This window comes from Bacillus sp. FSL W8-0223 (assembly GCF_038006805.1).
Lineage (GTDB): Bacteria > Bacillota > Bacilli > Bacillales > DSM-4216 > Bacillus_O > Bacillus_O smithii.
Genome location: NZ_JBBOVX010000001.1, coordinates 1,974,756 through 1,991,760 on the forward strand (window position 1 = coordinate 1,974,756; position 17,005 = coordinate 1,991,760).

15 protein-coding genes and 2 pseudogenes are annotated in these 17,005 nt (G+C 37.7%); 3 read left to right on the plus strand and 14 right to left on the minus strand.

The window, feature by feature from the left end:
• Positions 1–622: 622 nt before the first annotated feature.
• From NST81_RS17645 to hflX, 9 genes and pseudogenes are all read right to left on the minus strand, one after another.
• Positions 623–853 (minus strand): annotated as a pseudogene (locus NST81_RS17645) (GNAT family N-acetyltransferase); the annotation flags it as partial.
• 301 nt (positions 854–1,154) lie between these two features.
• The gene (locus NST81_RS09695) at positions 1,155–1,370 is read right to left on the minus strand and encodes a hypothetical protein (protein WP_003352380.1); all 216 of its coding nucleotides are present in this window, start codon (positions 1,368–1,370) and stop codon (positions 1,155–1,157) included.
• Positions 1,367–1,570 carry a helix-turn-helix transcriptional regulator gene (locus NST81_RS09700; protein WP_048623394.1) on the minus strand — a complete coding sequence of 68 codons (204 nt, stop codon included), beginning with the start codon at positions 1,568–1,570 and terminating at the stop codon, positions 1,367–1,369. Before NST81_RS09700 ends, NST81_RS09695 begins: the two co-directional genes overlap by 4 nt.
• A 500-nt stretch (positions 1,571–2,070) precedes the next feature.
• Positions 2,071–2,846, minus strand: a pseudogene (locus NST81_RS09705) (MerR family transcriptional regulator).
• A 434-nt stretch (positions 2,847–3,280) separates the two neighbouring features.
• The gene (locus tag NST81_RS09710) at positions 3,281–4,447 is read right to left on the minus strand and encodes an IS256 family transposase (protein ID WP_341029620.1); all 1,167 of its coding nucleotides are present in this window, start codon (positions 4,445–4,447) and stop codon (positions 3,281–3,283) included.
• A 236-nt stretch (positions 4,448–4,683) separates the two neighbouring features.
• Positions 4,684–6,018, minus strand: a complete 1,335-nt coding sequence (gene glnA / locus NST81_RS09715) for a type I glutamate--ammonia ligase (protein ID WP_270584276.1) — start codon at positions 6,016–6,018, stop codon at positions 4,684–4,686.
• Positions 6,019–6,095: 77 nt separating this feature from the next.
• A complete protein-coding gene (locus NST81_RS09720) occupies positions 6,096–6,500 on the minus strand; it encodes a MerR family transcriptional regulator (RefSeq protein WP_003352389.1) in 405 nt (134 codons plus the stop codon).
• Between the two features lie 194 nt (positions 6,501–6,694).
• Positions 6,695–7,963: a methionine gamma-lyase family protein gene (locus NST81_RS09725; protein ID WP_341029622.1), complete on the minus strand. Its 1,269-nt coding sequence runs from the start codon at positions 7,961–7,963 to the stop codon at positions 6,695–6,697.
• Positions 7,964–7,975: 12 nt separating this feature from the next.
• Complete coding sequence (gene hflX / locus NST81_RS09730; RefSeq protein WP_341029623.1) at positions 7,976–9,229, minus strand: GTPase HflX; 1,254 nt, start codon at positions 9,227–9,229, stop codon at positions 7,976–7,978.
• A gap of 602 nt (positions 9,230–9,831) precedes the next feature.
• Between hflX and spoVK the strand changes: the two genes are divergently transcribed.
• Positions 9,832–10,728: a stage V sporulation protein K gene (spoVK, locus tag NST81_RS09735; protein ID WP_390895359.1), complete on the plus strand. Its 897-nt coding sequence runs from the start codon at positions 9,832–9,834 to the stop codon at positions 10,726–10,728.
• Positions 10,729–11,042: 314 nt separating this feature from the next.
• Here spoVK and hfq read toward each other — a convergent pair whose 3' ends face one another.
• The 5 genes from hfq to NST81_RS09760 all read right to left on the minus strand — a co-directional run bounded on the left by hfq (position 11,043) and on the right by NST81_RS09760 (position 14,161).
• Positions 11,043–11,279, minus strand: coding sequence for an RNA chaperone Hfq (hfq, locus tag NST81_RS09740; protein ID WP_003352393.1), 237 nt, complete (start codon positions 11,277–11,279; stop codon positions 11,043–11,045).
• Between the two features lie 37 nt (positions 11,280–11,316).
• Positions 11,317–12,261 (minus strand): tRNA (adenosine(37)-N6)-dimethylallyltransferase MiaA, encoded by a 945-nt coding sequence (gene miaA / locus NST81_RS09745; RefSeq protein ID WP_003352395.1) that lies wholly within the window; start codon positions 12,259–12,261, stop codon positions 11,317–11,319.
• Between the two features lie 219 nt (positions 12,262–12,480).
• A complete protein-coding gene (locus tag NST81_RS09750; RefSeq protein WP_340397229.1) occupies positions 12,481–13,365 on the minus strand; it encodes a diacylglycerol/lipid kinase family protein in 885 nt (294 codons plus the stop codon).
• A 237-nt stretch (positions 13,366–13,602) separates the two neighbouring features.
• Positions 13,603–13,803 (minus strand): hypothetical protein, encoded by a 201-nt coding sequence (locus NST81_RS09755; RefSeq protein WP_327803566.1) that lies wholly within the window; start codon positions 13,801–13,803, stop codon positions 13,603–13,605.
• A 268-nt stretch (positions 13,804–14,071) separates the two neighbouring features.
• On the minus strand, positions 14,072–14,161 hold the full coding sequence (locus NST81_RS09760) for a YjcZ family sporulation protein (protein WP_327797728.1): 90 nt from the start codon (positions 14,159–14,161) through the stop codon (positions 14,072–14,074).
• 61 nt (positions 14,162–14,222) lie between these two features.
• Between NST81_RS09760 and NST81_RS09765 the strand changes: the two genes are divergently transcribed.
• Both NST81_RS09765 and NST81_RS09770 read left to right on the plus strand, forming a co-directional pair.
• A complete protein-coding gene (locus NST81_RS09765; protein WP_341029627.1) occupies positions 14,223–15,296 on the plus strand; it encodes an alpha/beta hydrolase fold domain-containing protein in 1,074 nt (357 codons plus the stop codon).
• A 134-nt stretch (positions 15,297–15,430) separates the two neighbouring features.
• Entirely contained in the window at positions 15,431–16,546 is a 1,116-nt protein-coding gene (locus NST81_RS09770) for an IS4 family transposase (protein WP_003352762.1), read from the plus strand.
• Positions 16,547–17,005: the final 459 nt, after the last annotated feature.

A 17,005-nucleotide genomic window follows, 5' to 3' on the forward strand; every position in this document is an offset into this window, starting at 1 on the left:
TTATTTTAACAACGGTCTACACTGTAATCATTACAATATTAGGGTTAAATACAATGCAAAAGGTTAAATATATTTATAAATCAACTAAGATGAGAAACAGAGGATAACGAAATCCTTCCAACTTTTCTAAGGTTTAGTTTAAGTTGAATGGACTTACCAAAAACAGGACGAAAGAGATAAAGTGATCCAACTAGAAATTAGCCGCTATCGAAAAAAGGATTTTACCATAATTTTATGGTTGTGATGGTCGCTTTGGGCATCGCTATTTTCATGAATACGTTTCTCCTCAACCACTTTTAGAGAATTTTGTCAGCAAGATCTAAATTTGGTTTTACAAAAAAAGACGGAATTTAATGAAAAAAACAGAACCCGTATGTACCTGTTGAATCATTCTCTAAATGTCCTCCCCTCAAGTTACAATATAGACCCTGTACTAATTTTGGATGCACCAATGGTTTCATATATGCTCCATAATTTTTTATTCTGACAAAGTGTTTGATCATAGTCTTTAGTACACCTATGTATTATGTAACCTTTAGCACAATTAGAAGAATGAAACCTCGTTATTTGAAGGCCATAATAACTTATATGTGTAAAACCATCTCATCAGTTCCCTTAAAACCTATGATTCATATAGTTTTCTGGCGTTATCACTTGCTAGTAATCGAATGGTTTTTATCTCCTGTTCCGTTAACCATTTTATCACTGAATCGGTCAATATCCTTGCATACCCTTTCTTTCTAAAATCGGGTTCTACATATACATCGCCAATAAAACCATACTTGCGTTCTTTAAAAAAGCAATATGGTATATCTTCTTTTATAAAGGCACCAGCACAAGCAATTACCTTATATCGTTTTTTATGATAAAATGTTTGGCTTTACCACTTGAATAAAAACCATCTAAGAGCATATGTTCCATCCCAACTTCTCTAAACATTTTTAATTTCAGTAAAGTAATGGCAGGTATATCGTCTATTGTTGCAGCTTTTATTATCGTCTAATCCTCCAACAATTGCAATTACCCATTGTAAAATTCCATCTTTAACTGCCCGTCCATTATATTGCCTTGCACGTGATCATACAACTGCTCTTTTGATATCCCGAACCATTGGAAGACGCTATCTAACGTTTTCCATGAAGAAAGTTATTTTTTTATTCTTTATTCATTTTTCGATTAAAAACTACTCTTGACCAAAAATAAACAGCACAACCTATCAATAAAATAGTCATTTGCCATCCAGAGTCGCCATTGGTAAAAAAACTGTATAATGACCAAATCAACAGTGCAACGGTATAAAAAATAAACCCATATTTCGCAGACTGATCGCTCTGATATTTTTCCATTTCATCGGCTTTTCGCCACTTCATTTATTCTCCTCCTCGTAAAAAAATAATTTTTCAAGTTGTGTATTTAGATGTATGGATAACTTAAACGCTAATGATAATGAAGGGTCATATTTATTATTTTCGATGGCATTTATGGTTTGTCTTGTTACACCACATTTATTTGCAAGTTCTTCTTGTGAAAGGTTCATACTTTTTCGTACATTTCTAATGTTATTTTTCAATTCACCCACCTAAACTTCTTAAAATGTAAAAAATGTTTTACATTTATTATACGAAAAGAGAATGAATTGTCAAATTATTTTTACATTTCATCCGACAACATAGTCATGTAAGATCCCATAGTCCTTCATCTGTAGATTACAACGAACAATCATCCTATAGTTTCATTGTTAAATTCGATCTTTTACTCTTATCTATTTTCGCCCAAAAAATCCTTAAAATAAAGAGCTTTAATAAATGACTAAAATTTGCTGAAAAGAGTAAAATATTCTGATTTTCTCGTTGAAATCATAAAATTTATTTTTTCCGCAATCATACAAAGGATTCCATAAAGAAACCCCTCTCAAATGAGAAGGGCTTTTGTAAACATGAAAAGTTGAGAATACCTATATCCATGATTTTTTACCTTTCCTTACGGGTTTCCTGAACAGGCATAATTGTTGTTGAGTTTTAGGCTTTTCGCAATTTCATTTATTCTTCTCCAATCTGCTTTAATTAAAGTTTATTTACTAAACGACTTATTAGATGCGTACTCTTCCGCTGCAATGCAAAGATAATAAGAAAGACCAGTCTGTTGGGATTCAAGCATGTTTCTGTGGAAATCATCGTTTAAAAAGAATCGTGCTTGTGCCGCAAAATCCGATGCTTTCGTTACATGTCCATGATGATTTAAGAAATGAATATGTTGGCTTATAAGAAGCTGTACTTTTTTGTCATCAAACTTTAATCCATTCTTCAGTGCATCAGCCATACCATCAATAAAACGCTTTGCTTCCAAAGCGAATTCATTCATCGATTGAACATCAATTGGATTGTTTTCAAGTAAATCATAGTTATATTTCTCTTTTAAGTATTGATTTTGCTCGGTCAATGCTTCAGCCCACTCTTCTTCACTATTAAATCCTTTGAACATCTCTTTTTTATCCATACTTTCTCCTTTCATAGTGCAACGAATCGATTCATCAATTGTCTCAACCAATTGCTCCATTCTTTGTATACGAGAAAGAAGGAGCTTTTTTTGATCCGACAAGATCGATAATCGATCTGGTTCACCATCTAATATTTTTTTAATTTTTTTGAGAGGGAAATCTAAGGAGGGAAATCTAATTCACGATAAAATAAGATTTGTTGTAAACGTTCTAGCTCTTTTTTTCCATAAAGGCGATAGCCAGCTTCACTTACCTTACACGGTAATAGCAGCCCTATTTTGTGATAGTGATGTAGGGTTTTTACACTTACTTTCGCGAATTCTGAAATTTCTTTTACCGTGTATAACATTTTCAACCACCTCGTATGTGATTCTAAGGGCTTACCTAAGGTAAGAGTCAACAGGCAAAAACATTTATTTTCTAAAATAATGGTTCAAACCTTTTAACATAAGTATTTACCATAAGATAAATACCTTTGAACCAATTTTATGTGGATTCTCAAGCTCTCAACTGTTTTGCAAAAAATGTCCTGCCAAATTGGACCGAGCGATATACTGAAATATTTAAAAGCATTTATATTATGCCGCCGTTACACTAAATGATTATCTCGAGCCATATGGTATGGTACCGTCAAGAATTTTGTGTTATGTAAGATAGATAGGGTATCTCTGAAATGGATTTGGAATGGATAGGGGTTCGATTTCCTCCACACAGGAGACTGAATATTCAGTCTCCTGTGTGGAAAGGGAGAATCCCTTTATTTTGTTCGTTTACAATATTTGGTTAGTTATAACGTTTTTCAAACATTTGTTGAAGGGTTTCATAGGCTTCAGCAAATCCTCGTAATTTTCGTCCTGCCCATTTCTCATTAAAATCTTGGATGGTCAAATACACGACTTTTTCAGCGGCTTCTAAACTACTCAAACTGTTCATCGGCTTTAGACGTTTCCGAATCTCTTTGATCGTTCGTTCAATGGCATTGGTCGTGTAAATCACACTTCGAATACTGCTTGGATAATCCATAAATGTAAGGAGGACATCCAACTCATTGGCCCAAGATTGAACTTCTCTCGGATACTTGTTCGACCATTTCGACTCAAACTGTTGAAACATCTGTAACGCAATCTCCTTATTCGGTGCGCGATAAATCAGTTTGAGATCCTCTGCCACTTCAAATTGATCTTTTTTCCGAACACGATTTAAGGTATTACGTACTTTGTGAACGACACAGCGCTGCACATCGGCTTTCGGATAAACAGCCTTAAAGGCTTCCTCTAGCCCCGGAAGGCCATCAAATACGCCCAGAAGCACTTCCTGTACGCCTCTTTTGTAGAGCTGTTGAAGAATCTCTTGCCATCCATAGGCACTCTCCTGTCCTCCTACGAAAAAATCAAGAATTTCGCGATATCCTTCTTCGTTGACCCCCAACACCACATAAATCACTTCTTTCTCCACGGTATCGCGACGAAGTTTTACATACAATCCGTCTAAATATAAGACAGAATAACGTTTGTTCAGGGGACGTTTGTGCCATTTCTCAATGTCTTCTTTCACGATATCGGTCATACGACTGATCGTTGAAGGAGAATAGGCCTTGCCTAAAATTCGTTCAATAAACTTGCCAATTTCACGCGTACTCATACCACTTTGATGCATCTTGATGATGGCTTCCTCGAGCCAGCCCGTATGGCGTTGGTAAGGGGTGAACAGCTGCGTTTGAAATTCCCCCTTTCGGTCTCTTGGAACAGAAAGTCCTTCGATACGACCATACTGCGTGTCTAGGTTTCGATGGTAATAGCCGTTTCTTCTATTCGACGTTCCCTCTTGTTCCATTTCGAGGAAAGTCTGGATTTCTTCCTTCATGATCAGCTCTAATTTTTCCTTTACAAACTCACGAATAACGTTTTCCAGTTGATTCATCCAATCTATATTCGATATACTCTTAGACATAGGTAGGGTACTCCTTTCTCTAGATGATTGGTCAAATCAGAGAATACCCTACCTTTTTCTTTTGGTCTAACTAAATGCTTGACACAAAATTTTATACATCATCAAGGATGTACTCGAATAACTTTTTTATGATTTTTTGGTCATATTTTGGTCATAATCAATTATTAACGAAAAGTTAATGATAAGACCAAAAATGAAAAATACCCCTGACGCCAAAGCGCCAAGGGTTAAAATGATTAATACATTTGCATATATTGTTCGCGTTCCCACGGATGAACTTGTGTTCTAAACATATCCCATTCGATTTCTTTTGCTTCTAAGAAGTGTTCAAGGATATGGTCACCCAATGCTTCTTTGATCACTTCATCGTTTTTCAAGTTTTGAAGTGCTTCCAACAGTGTAGCTGGGAGATCAATAATGCCAGCTTCCAAGCGTTCTTGTTTGTTCATGATATAGATGTTGCGGTCTACAGGAGCAGGCGGAGTCAATTTATTTTTGATTCCGTCCAATCCGGCACTTAATAATGCGGCCATTGCCAAATATGGGTTGGCAGACGGATCCACGCTGCGAACTTCAATACGTGTACTTAATCCACGAGAAGCAGGAATCCGGATCAACGGACTGCGGTTTTTAGCAGACCAAGCGACATAGCATGGTGCTTCGTAACCCGGTACAAGACGTTTATAAGAGTTGACAGTTGGGTTCGTAATCGCCGTGAAATTCGTAGCATGTTTGATAACTCCGGCAATAAATTGATAAGCTGTTTCGCTCAATTCTAAACGGCCGTTTGGATCATAGAAAGCATTTTCGTTGCCTTTAAACAAAGACAAGTTGGAGTGCATTCCGGATCCATTGACACCGAATAATGGTTTCGGCATGAATGTCGCATGAAGGCCATGTTTTCTTGCGATGGTTTTAACCACAAGTTTAAAGGTTTGAATGTTGTCGCAAGCCGTAACGGCATCCGCATATTTGAAATCAATTTCGTGTTGTCCCGGTGCCACTTCATGGTGAGATGCTTCAATTTCGAATCCCATTTCTTCCAGTTCCAACACGATATCACGACGACAGTTTTCACCAAGATCTGTAGGAGCTAAATCGAAGTAACCGCCGTTATCGTTTAATTCTAAAGTTGGTTCACGTTTTTCGTCCAGTTTAAACAGGAAGAATTCCGGTTCCGGTCCAAGGTTGAAGCTTGTAAAGCCGAGTTCGCGCATTTCTTGTAATACCCGTTTTAAGTTTGCACGTGGATCACCTGCAAAAGGAGTTCCGTCCGGGTTATAAATGTCGCAGATTAAGCGGGCGACTTTTCCTTTTTCTGCTGTCCAAGGAAAAATAACCCATGTATCAAGATCCGGATAGAGGTACATATCAGATTCCTCGATCCGAACAAATCCTTCTATAGAGGAACCATCAAACATCATTTTATTGTCCAACGCTTTTGGCAGCTGGCTGATCGGAATTTCCACATTTTTAATGGTTCCCAAAATATCCGTGAATTGCAGCCGGATAAATTTTACGTTTTCTTCTTTTGCCATTCTCAGAATGTCTTCTTTTGTGTATTTCCCCATTCGTCCAACTTCCTCTCTCTAAAAATTCAATTTATTTAAAGCATTAGCTTTAATAACGAATTCAGTGATCGCCTTTCTTAATGAAAAAACCGGGAAATATCTCCTTGGCGGATCGACGAACGATTAAAGCGGCCGGCATGCAAAATTTCATTGCGCAAAAGTTCTCGCAATTCTGAATCGGAAAGTTCTTTCTTCGCGTGAACGTCCGTTTTTGCGAATGATTGATCTGTTTGTTCTTGTTTCACGGCAAATATCTTTTTGATGCCTGCCATATTCACGCCTTGATCAAGTAAATCTTTGATCTCCAGCAGCTTGTCGATGTCATTCAAAGAAAAAAGGCGATGATTTCCTTCAGTTCTTGCGGGAGAAATCAATTGGTGTTCTTCATAATATCGAATTTGACGAGCTGTTAAATCGGTCAGCTTCATCACGATTCCAATTGGAAACAACGGCATCGAACGGCGAATTTCACTACCCCCCATCGATATTCCCCCTTTCTTTTCGTTTCCTTGATTTTATTATAATTTATGTAATTTTATTTTTCAATAGATGTTATTTATTCTTACATAATTTTTTATCAAGAATTTTCTTTTTAGTCAAAACAAATGATTTATCAGCCGATCGTTTTTGTCTTAATCCATAAACGACCGGCTGATTATACTCCGACTATATCCTATTATGATGGCAATAAACCCTTTTCCAGTAAATGATCGATAGCGCTGCAAATGGCGACTTTTACATGAGAATACGTTAAGCCGCCTTGAACGTATGCAACATACGGAGGTCTTAAAGGCCCGTCTGCTGTTAATTCAATGCTGGAACCTTGGACAAATGTTCCCGCTGCCATAATCACATCATCCTCGTATCCCGGCATATAGCTCGGATAAGGGGTAGCGAAAGAATTGACAGGCGAAGCGAACTGGATCGCTTGGCAAAAAGTGATCATTTTTTCTCGGTCTTCAAATTGCACCGTTTGGATCAAATCGGTTCTATGAGAGTCCCATTTAGGGGTTGTGTTCATTCCGAATCGTTCCAGCAAAGCTGCTGTAAATACCGCTCCTTTTAAAGCTTGTCCGACAATATGCGGCGCCAAAAAGAACCCTTGATACATTTCATGAAGCGCGTTTAAAGTAGCTCCCGCTTCAGCTCCGATTCCAGGCGAAGTCATTCGATAAGAGCAAGCTTCCACATAATGTTTTTTTCCGCAAAGATACCCGCCGGTTTTTGCCAGTCCGCCCCCCGGGTTTTTGATAAGCGAACCGGCCATTAAATCCGCTCCGACATGGCATGGTTCCAGTTCTTCTACAAATTCGCCGTAACAATTATCAACAAAAACAACCGCATCCGGCTTGATTTTTTTGACAAATTCGATCATTTCCTGGATCTCTTCTATAGTAAAGGACGGTCTTACATCATATCCTCTCGACCGTTGGATCGCAATCATTTTTGTACGCTCATTGATGGCCGCTTTCACTTTTTCGAAATCGACCTTTCCCTCTTGTGTCAAAGGGACGCAATTATAGCCAATGCCAAATTCGCGCAGCGAACCGTTCCCTTTCCCTCTGATTCCGACAATTTCTTCTAATGTGTCGTACGGTTTCCCGGTAATATATAATAGTTCATCACCAGGGCGCAATATGCCGAACAGAGCGATCGTAATGGCATGCGTTCCTGATATTATCTGCGGACGAACAAGTGCTGCTTCTCCACCGAAAACATCCGCGTAAATTTTCTCCAGCGTATCTCGGCCTGAATCATCATAGCCATAACCTGTGGAGGACTGTAAATGAAAGTCCCCGACCTGATGCTTTTGAAAACTTTTCAATACTTTAAATTGATTTGAATCCACGATTTGATCGATCTTTTTATGAATTGGCTTAATTTGTTCTTCAATTTCTTCTACTATTGGTTGGATTCTTTTACCGTGTTTTAATAATTCAAACATGCTGTTCTCCCTCTATTGTTGCTGATATTTTTTTAAAATCCCGGATAACGGATGATCCTCCATCATGTATCCTTTGACTAAGTAGGAAAAGGTTTCGTCATGAAACGACAAATGATGCAGCATCGTTTCGGTCTTGATTCTTGCCAGTAATTTTCCTTCATCAGCGGGAATTTCAGCCCGAAACGGGATCATGAGGTTTTTCATCACTTGTTCAATTTTGATTTTTAAACGTGTGCGATCTTCCTCTTTTAAAGCACTGATCATGATGTGGTCATCTTTCGAAACTGGCACAAAACCCGAACATTTTTGATCGATTTTATTATAGACTAAAAGCCTTGGCAATTCATCCATGTCTAGTTGCGCCAATAGTTGATTGACTGTTTCTTCGTGTTGGAGGTAATCGGGATTGGAGCTATCCACAACATGCAGCAGAAGATCTGCTTCCCGGACTTCTTCCAACGTTGAACGAAACGCTGCCACCAGTGTGGTGGGAAGATCTTGTATAAAACCTACCGTATCTGATAGCAATGCGGTAAATCCGCTTGGAAGTGTCATCTTTTTGGTTAAGGGGTCCAATGTCGCAAACAATTGATTTTCCTCAAGCGAACCACCAGTCGTTAACCTATTAAATAAAGTGGATTTACCAGCGTTCGTATAGCCGACTAGTGCTATTCGAAAGGTGTGATTCTTTTTACGCCGCGACCGATACCGTTCGCGATGGTGAACCACTGACTGCAATTGTTCTTTAATATCATGAATACGGCGCCGAATATGCCGACGGTCGCTTTCCAATTTTGTTTCCCCCGGCCCTCTTGTACCGATTCCGCCGCCAAGTCTTGAAAGTTCAGTTCCTCGTCCGCTAAGCCGAGGTAATAAATATTCCAGCTGAGCCAGTTCAACTTGAAGCTTTCCTTCTTTTGAACGGGCTCGCCTTGCAAAAATATCCAAAATTAATTGGGTACGGTCAATAATTCGAATTCGGAGAGTGTCCGTTAAATGCCGAATTTGGCTTGGTGTTAATTCATCATTAAATATAACGACATCAGGCTCCAATTCTTCCACTAAATGTTTGAGCTCTTCCAGCTTACCTTTGCCAATATATGTACTCGGATCAATCCGATCTCGTTTTTGCGTGATGGTACAAACTACTTCCCCTTCAGCGGTATGGGTTAAAGATGCAAGTTCTTCGAGCGAATAATAAAAGGACTCTTCATCGCCATCTAAAAGGCAGCCGACCAAAATCGCTTTTTCTTTCTGATTCGTCAATACAAAACCCTCTTTCTCTGATTCCAACAAGTTTCCTCTCTAATAAAAAGACTCTTCTATGGAACACCCTCCGTATTTCCCAGAAAATTCAGTGTACATGTCCATGCACAACGACTTATTATTGGTGGTCTTTCATTAACTACAATGATAACAAATACCATGTAAACTTCCAATCAAGAATAAAAATGGTTGCAAAAAAGTTCTCCATTATGATCGAAGGTTGATCCAATAATAATTTTATTAATGAACAGCAATCATCATGAATAAGATGATAATAAGAGGAGTATTATTTCTCGGGAAAGCGCAAATTTTGACAAGAAGCCTGACAATCCTAGAAATTGGAGCGCAAGCTGTCGAAAAGGGAAACAACATGTCTTAAACTTGAAAACTGTGTTTTTGACCATCCAATCGAAATGATGCTGGTTAAAAACTCTTTTTCTTGTCACCAACAAAAGTAAACAAAAAGAACGAAGGCCGGAGATAAGAGCCTGCTAAAGGAGTTTTGCCGAATGATCCACGTTTGATATTGTGAGGTGAAAGCTTTGGATCAACCTATTCGTTTAAAAAATAATGGTCAAATAAACATCGTTTTTAATTCCAAATTGAAGCAAAAAGAATCGGAGCATCTTCATAAAGATTTATTGCCGGAATCCTTTGCCCAAGAGCATACAATCTTAAAGGAAATAGAAGAAGAAATGAATTCGCTAGTCGGTCTTGAGGAAATGAAAAAAATGATCAAAGAAATCTATGCTTGGATCTATATTAATAAAAAAAGAGAAATGTATGGCTTAAAAACAGGCAAACAGGTTCTTCACATGATGTTTAAAGGAAATCCCGGAACAGGAAAAACAACGGCTGCCAGATTGATCGGAAAACTTTTTCATAAAATGAATGTCCTTTCAAAAGGCCATCTGATCGAAGCGGAACGAGCCGATCTGGTCGGTGAATATATTGGCCACACAGCTCAAAAAACACGCGATCTCATCAAAAAAGCAATGGGCGGAATATTATTTATCGATGAAGCTTATTCTTTAGGCAGGGGCGGGGAAAAAGATTTTGGCAAGGAAGCGATTGATACACTGGTTAAACATATGGAAGACAAACAGCATGATTTTATTTTAATATTAGCCGGCTACTCTAGAGAAATGGATTATTTTTTGACACTCAACCCCGGACTTGAATCCCGATTTCCGCTCGTTTTTCATTTTCCTGATTATACAGTCGATCAACTGATGGAAATCAGCGCAAAGATTCTTCGCGAAAAAGAATATCAGTTAAGCCAGGAAGCTGAACGGACATTAAGAGAACATTTAATTCATTTGAAAAGTGTGATCCACCCAGCCAAATTTTCAAACGGCCGCTATGTCCGGAATATCATCGAAAAATCGATACGGTCACAGGCTATGAGGCTTTTGACCGAACATCATTATGATAAAAAAGAACTTATGACCATTCGAAGCAATGATCTCATATTTCCCGCTGAAACATCCTATCGTTGATTATCCATCCGGAAGTTTCAATAACAATTGAATAGGGAAAAATGCACAAGGACGGAGGTTATCCGTCCTTTTTTAATCATATCGCCCTCTTTTAAAGAATCAATCGGGTTGGCAGACAAAAAAATTCCAAGAACAGCATATGAAGAGCGTATTTCTAATTGAAATGCAATAAACAGCTTAGGCACGATGGATTCATTGTTCTTAAAACAAAAATAAGAAAAAATTCAAATCATAAATAATGGCTCACGTCAGGAGAAATGGTTTTCATGTGACATGAGCCATTATAAAAAGTTTATAAAACAACAGCGCTCATTTTACGATTCTTGTTCTTCTAATTGAATATGCACGTTTCTTTGGGGGGCAAAAGTGGAAATAGCATGCTTATAAACAAGCTGTTGTTTGCCATCGGATTCAAACAAGACAGTGAAATTATCAAAACCTTTCACATAACCGCGAAGTTGAAAACCATTTAACAAAAAAACAGTGACTAAAGTTCCGTCCTTACGCAATTGGTTTAAAAATTGATCCTGAATATTGATCGCTTGTTTCATGTAAAGTCCTCCTCTTCTATCTCTAAAATTAAATATTCTATTTTAAATGTAGCTTTCCTGCTATAAATTGTGAAATTTCCTGAAATTTTTTCTCACGTTCATGCTCATTGGTGACATCAAACCATTGTACATTCATTTTATTTCGAAACCACGTAAACTGCCGTTTTGCATAACGTCGTGAATTCTTTTTTAATTGTTCGATGGCTTCGTCAAGCGTTACTTTTCCATCCAAATAATCATAAATCTCTTTATATCCAATGGCCTGAACGGATTGACAATTGCGAATGCCTCGCTTTCTCAGCTCCTTAACTTCTTCGATTAACCCTTGGCTGATCATCAGATCCACCCTTTGATTAATACGCTCATACAACTTACTGCGTTCCATCGTCAACCCAACAATGGCAGTATGGTAAAGTTCCTGCGAAAGTTGTTCGGATTGATGCTCAGACATCGGTTTCCCAGTCGTATAGTAAATTTCGAGAGCGCGAATAACGCGTCTCACATTATGAGGATGAATGGATTCTGCGCTTTTAGGATCCACTTCCTTCAACTGTTGATGCAAATAAAGTTCGCCTTTTTCTATTGCTGTTTGTTCCAATTCAGCTCTTAAAGACGAATCCCCCGGAACATCGGTAAATTGGTAATCATATATGACAGACTGAATATAAAGTCCGGTGCCACCCACTAAAATAGGGATTCGTCCTCTTTCCGTTATTTCAGTTATCTTTTTTCTCACAAGCTTTTGGAATTCTGCCACTGAAAAAGATTCATCCGGTTCTTTAATATCAATTAAATGATGGGGAATGCCGGCCATTTCCTCTTTAGTCACCTTTGCCGTTCCGATGTCCATTCCTTTATATATCTGCATTGAATCTCCGCTGATGATTTCTCCTTGAAAACGATGCGCAAGGCGAATGCTTAGTGCAGTTTTCCCTACTGCAGTCGGGCCAACGAGCACAATCAGCTTTTCTTTCTCTCTCACGTTCTTCCCAGCCTTCCCCTTACTTTTCCTTTACTTTTCCCTTATCGTACCATAAAACGAAAGGATTTACACACTTTGATCATTCTAACCAATTGAAACGCCAAACATTCCTCTATCTTTCTTTTTGCGTCTTTTTTCTCCATTCATTGATGGACAAAGAATGCACCATACATTGCATAGATTCTGAGGGGGCTTTTTCAATATGAATCTCGCAAATCGTTAAATGATCCGTAATGCATCTCTCTCGATCGTGACTTGTACAGGAGTTTTTGCGAGAAGCTCGCCATCGCCTTGTACGATAACCGGCCAATCAGAGGCAACGTCTACTTGTTTGCCTCTTATCATCGTAACACCGGGATGCAAAACATGTTTGCCAACAAATGCTTTCGGGAAAGTGCGCAACAGTTCCCATTTTGACAAGTCATGTACGATGCAAATATCAAAAAGTCCATCATCATAACAAGCTTCAGGACATATTTTTATACCTCCACCATAACTTGGGGTATTGGCAATGGCGATAAACCAAACTTTTAAAAAAGAGAAGTTTTTCTCATCCACTTTTAATTGAACGTTGACGGGACGATATTGGAATAAAACATGCAAGAAACTAAGCCCATACGAAAGATTCCCTAATCGAAAAGTATTCAACCACTTTTTATATTTTGAGGAGTTATTTTCCTCAGCTACTTTTCCGTCAAAACCAATCCCGGTAACGGTGATGCAGTACTCGTTTCCAATTCTTCCAACATCCATCTTTCTTTGCTCTCCAATTAAAATTCGCTCCAATGCTTTTTGATAGTTCATCGGTATTTGAAGAGCCCTTGCAAGATCATTTCCCGATCCTGCCGGAATAATCCCTAATGGTATATTCGAATCGATTAACCCGTTTGCTACGTCATGAATGGTGCCATCTCCGCCTACCGCAACCACTGTCAAACCTGTTTCTGAAGAAATTTCCTTCACGATTTCTACGGCATGTTTCGGTCTTTCTGTAAAACGCACTTGATAATGTATCTGTTTTTCTTGAAGCAGCTTTTCAATCTTTTTCCAAACCTTTCGCCCTTTTCCATTTCCTGATATTTTATTGACGATAAAATAATACATCAAATAGATCTTTCCTTTTTATTTCAAATGGTAGAAATTCTACATGAATATGCGTGCAAGGCCGCACAGATATTGCTAGATGGTCCCTTTGTTTTTATTGGTCATTTTTTCGATTGTGAGAAAGCGATTTAAACAGAACTTTCACTCTCCAAGTACTTTATTATTTTTTCGATACAGGCAAAAAAATCCCTGCCAAATGACAGGGTTATAGTTTATCGACAAAATATAATTATTTTTTTAGAAAATACGAATTCTTCTGAATCTTGCAAGAAAAATAGCAGCGATTAAGAAAAATGGAATAAATCTTCTACCGAAGCCGGTACGAATAACCATTCCTCCTGGAGGTGGATCTCCGTCTATCACTCCTCTATGAACCCTTCCATAGCGGTCCATCACTTCAACAGGCTCACCCTGGTATCTTCGAACTAAATGACGCATTATTTATCACTCCTTTTTAACTTAAAGGAGATGATTAGAACAAATCCTGTCACATCCATTTTTTTGTAAACAAGGTGCTCGTAATGAGTTAAGGATGCAGTGAATTCACTTAAATCGGTAATCTAGACGATTGGCTTCCTATCCATAACTACTTGTACCAATTTTAAAAAGGTCAACATAAGATCAAAAAGCTTTTGTCCTTTTGCAAAAAGCAAAACCAATCATGTTACGATCAAATGAGCATTTTTTCATGTCACCTTGCGTGGAATTAATAACCACCTTGACCCGTAAAAGCACTTCCGACAATGATCAGTAAAATGAACAGGACAACGATTAAAACAAATGTCATAAATAACATCTCCTTTTGAGTATTCGGGGATCAGCAATCCCTACTTTTAAGATATGTTCTTTAGAAAGAGTTGTATCGGACAAACTCATCTACTTACAAGGAGTTATCATATGAAGGCGGAGAGTCGAGCAACGAAGCGACAAAACGCATTGTAAACGTTGTGGAAGAAGCATTAAAAAACGAACATGAAAATATTCTTATGGCTACTCACGGATATCTAATGTCTCTCCTGATTAAATTTTTCAATCAAGATTTTGGATTTGAACAATGTCAAAATCTCACCAATCCGGATGTTTTATTATTAACCTCCTCCAAAGAATCTGAAAATATAAACTTTTCCCACCCCCATTCATTAGAAATTTTTAGACGAATGATGGATAAAAACTTAAAAGAATTACTAAATAAAATAACAGTGGACTATCAATTAGAAAGAGTGAGCATCGATGGCATACAGGCTGTCTGGATCTCAACTCCACAGATCCAAGAAGATAAAAAAGTGATTCTTTATTTACATGGTGGATGTTACGTATCTGGAAATACCGAAATATACACTACCATACCTATTCAACTAGCTCATAGTAGTCAGATTAATATTTTATCTATTGATTATAGTTTAGCCCCAGAAAATCCATTTCCTAATGGATTAAATGATGTGATCAAAGTTTTTCATTATCTTTGCAACCATGGATACTCAGCAAATAATATTGGTATTTTAGGTGATTCTGCAGGTGGGGGGCTTGCATTATCAATGTTACTAAAGCTCAAGGAAATGAATGCCAAATTGCCAGCAGCTTTGGGCTTGTTATCTCCATGGGCTGACTTGAGTTTTTCTGGAGAAACTTTTAATACTTTGGCCGGAGTAGATCCCATCTTAAGTCAAGAACAGTTATCCGTATTCGCAAACATGTATGTCCAAAAAGAAGATGTAAAAAACCCCTTCATTTCTTCTGTTTATGGAGATTATAAAGATTTTCCACCAATGATGATCATTGCTGGTAGTCATGAAATATTATTAAGTGATTCAACTCGCATTGCACAAAATGCTATGAATCAAAAAGTAGAAGTGAGTTTAGACATTTTTAATGGTCTTTGGCATGTTTTTTGCGCAGATCCTACCTTACCTGAAAGTAAAAATGCTCACTAGCATTGCAGTAATTAAATCTGATGATTCAAAATACTAAGAATGTTCAATTTTTTATTGATTTCGAAACAAAAAAATCCTTTACAATGGAAGTACAGGTGGTTCCTGCCCAAATCCAATCGTAAAGGATAACCATTATGGACAAGAATACACTAATTTCATCATTTGGTAAATGGGTTTCACCCATAAATATTCAAAAACTTAGCGAACAAGTCAAAGAATTGAAACAGGACTATTACACAAAAAAGCTGACAACAGAAGCCTATATTAAACTTTTATTGGTAGCCCAGCTGCTCGAATTTAAGAGCTTAGAGGAAATGAGTGATGCACTTGTAGACGAAGATCTTCAAAAAGCACTCGGATTTGAATCGATAAGTGCCTCTCAGCTATCCCGAAAAAACAATCAGATCCACCCACTAATTCTTGCAAATTTGTTCTTGGATCTTGTTTGGAAAATTCAACGGTACCATTATAAAAACGGAAAGAATATGCCACTGAAAATCATTGATTCAAGTACACTCCCGTTGAACTTGACCCATTATAAATGGGCAAAATTCCGGAAAACAAAAGCTGGTGTAAAGCTACACTTACGGCTCGTTTTCATGGATAAAGACACCGTCTATCCTGAAAAAGCAGTGATTACGACAGCAAAAGAACATGACCGAAATCAACTCGAAGTCCTAGTGGATGATCAAGAAGCCATGTATGTGTTTGACCGCGGTTATGTGGACTATGAACGTTTTGATCGGATGACAGATGATGGCTATTTCTTCGTTTCAAGACTGAAGAAAAACGCAGTCATTCGTGAAGTCTATACATTTTCACTTCCTGATGATTGTCACGTTCTATCCGATAAAATGGTCTACATTGGTACCACACAAAATCGTACTGAAAATGTCTTTCGTCTACTAGAAGTTATGGACACAAAAGGGAACTTACTTCGTTTCATCACCAACCGATTTGATTTAAAACCAGAAGAGATAAGTGATATTTACCGATCTCGCTGGGCTATTGAACTCTTTTTCAAATGGCTCAAGCAACACGTAGAAATTAAGCACTTTTATGGAATGAGTGAAACAGCTATTCAAAATCAAATTTTCTTAGCCCTGATCACGTATTGCTTACATGTTCTCATTCAATTGGAGATGAAAAGTAAGAAATCCCTACTTCGAATTACTCGTTGGTTAAAGAGAGCTCTGTGGAAACCAGCTTATGTTTGGTTGCGAAAATTTGATGGGCGAGCCAGTCCATAATCTCCCTTTTGTCGTTGTCGCTCTGGTTTAACTGTATATATTTACCAAATGGGCAGTGCCACCTTTCTTTAGGTTTTGTCTTTTTGGCACAAATTCACAAAAAATAATTAACAGAAAATTCTAACTATATTTATGCAATGCTAATGAAAAATGCTATAAAAAAACTTTCTTCATTCTTTAACAAGAACTTGTTCTAATTATGTTGTTTCACAAAAGAGAGATTTAAAAATGGCTATTTTCAAATGATCACTCTTTAAAATTCGAGAAAAAATGATTTTTTTAATGGCTGGATTACCTAAGTCAAACAATATATATTAAATCAAATAAATAGGACACTAAACAACGCTTTTGAGTGATTCAGTGTCCTCGGTTTTTACGATAGAGTTGCTTCGTTTCGTCAATCCCTGTTATTTTTCCATCGAACGTTTCGTTTTTATCATCCTTATTATTAGAAGGAAA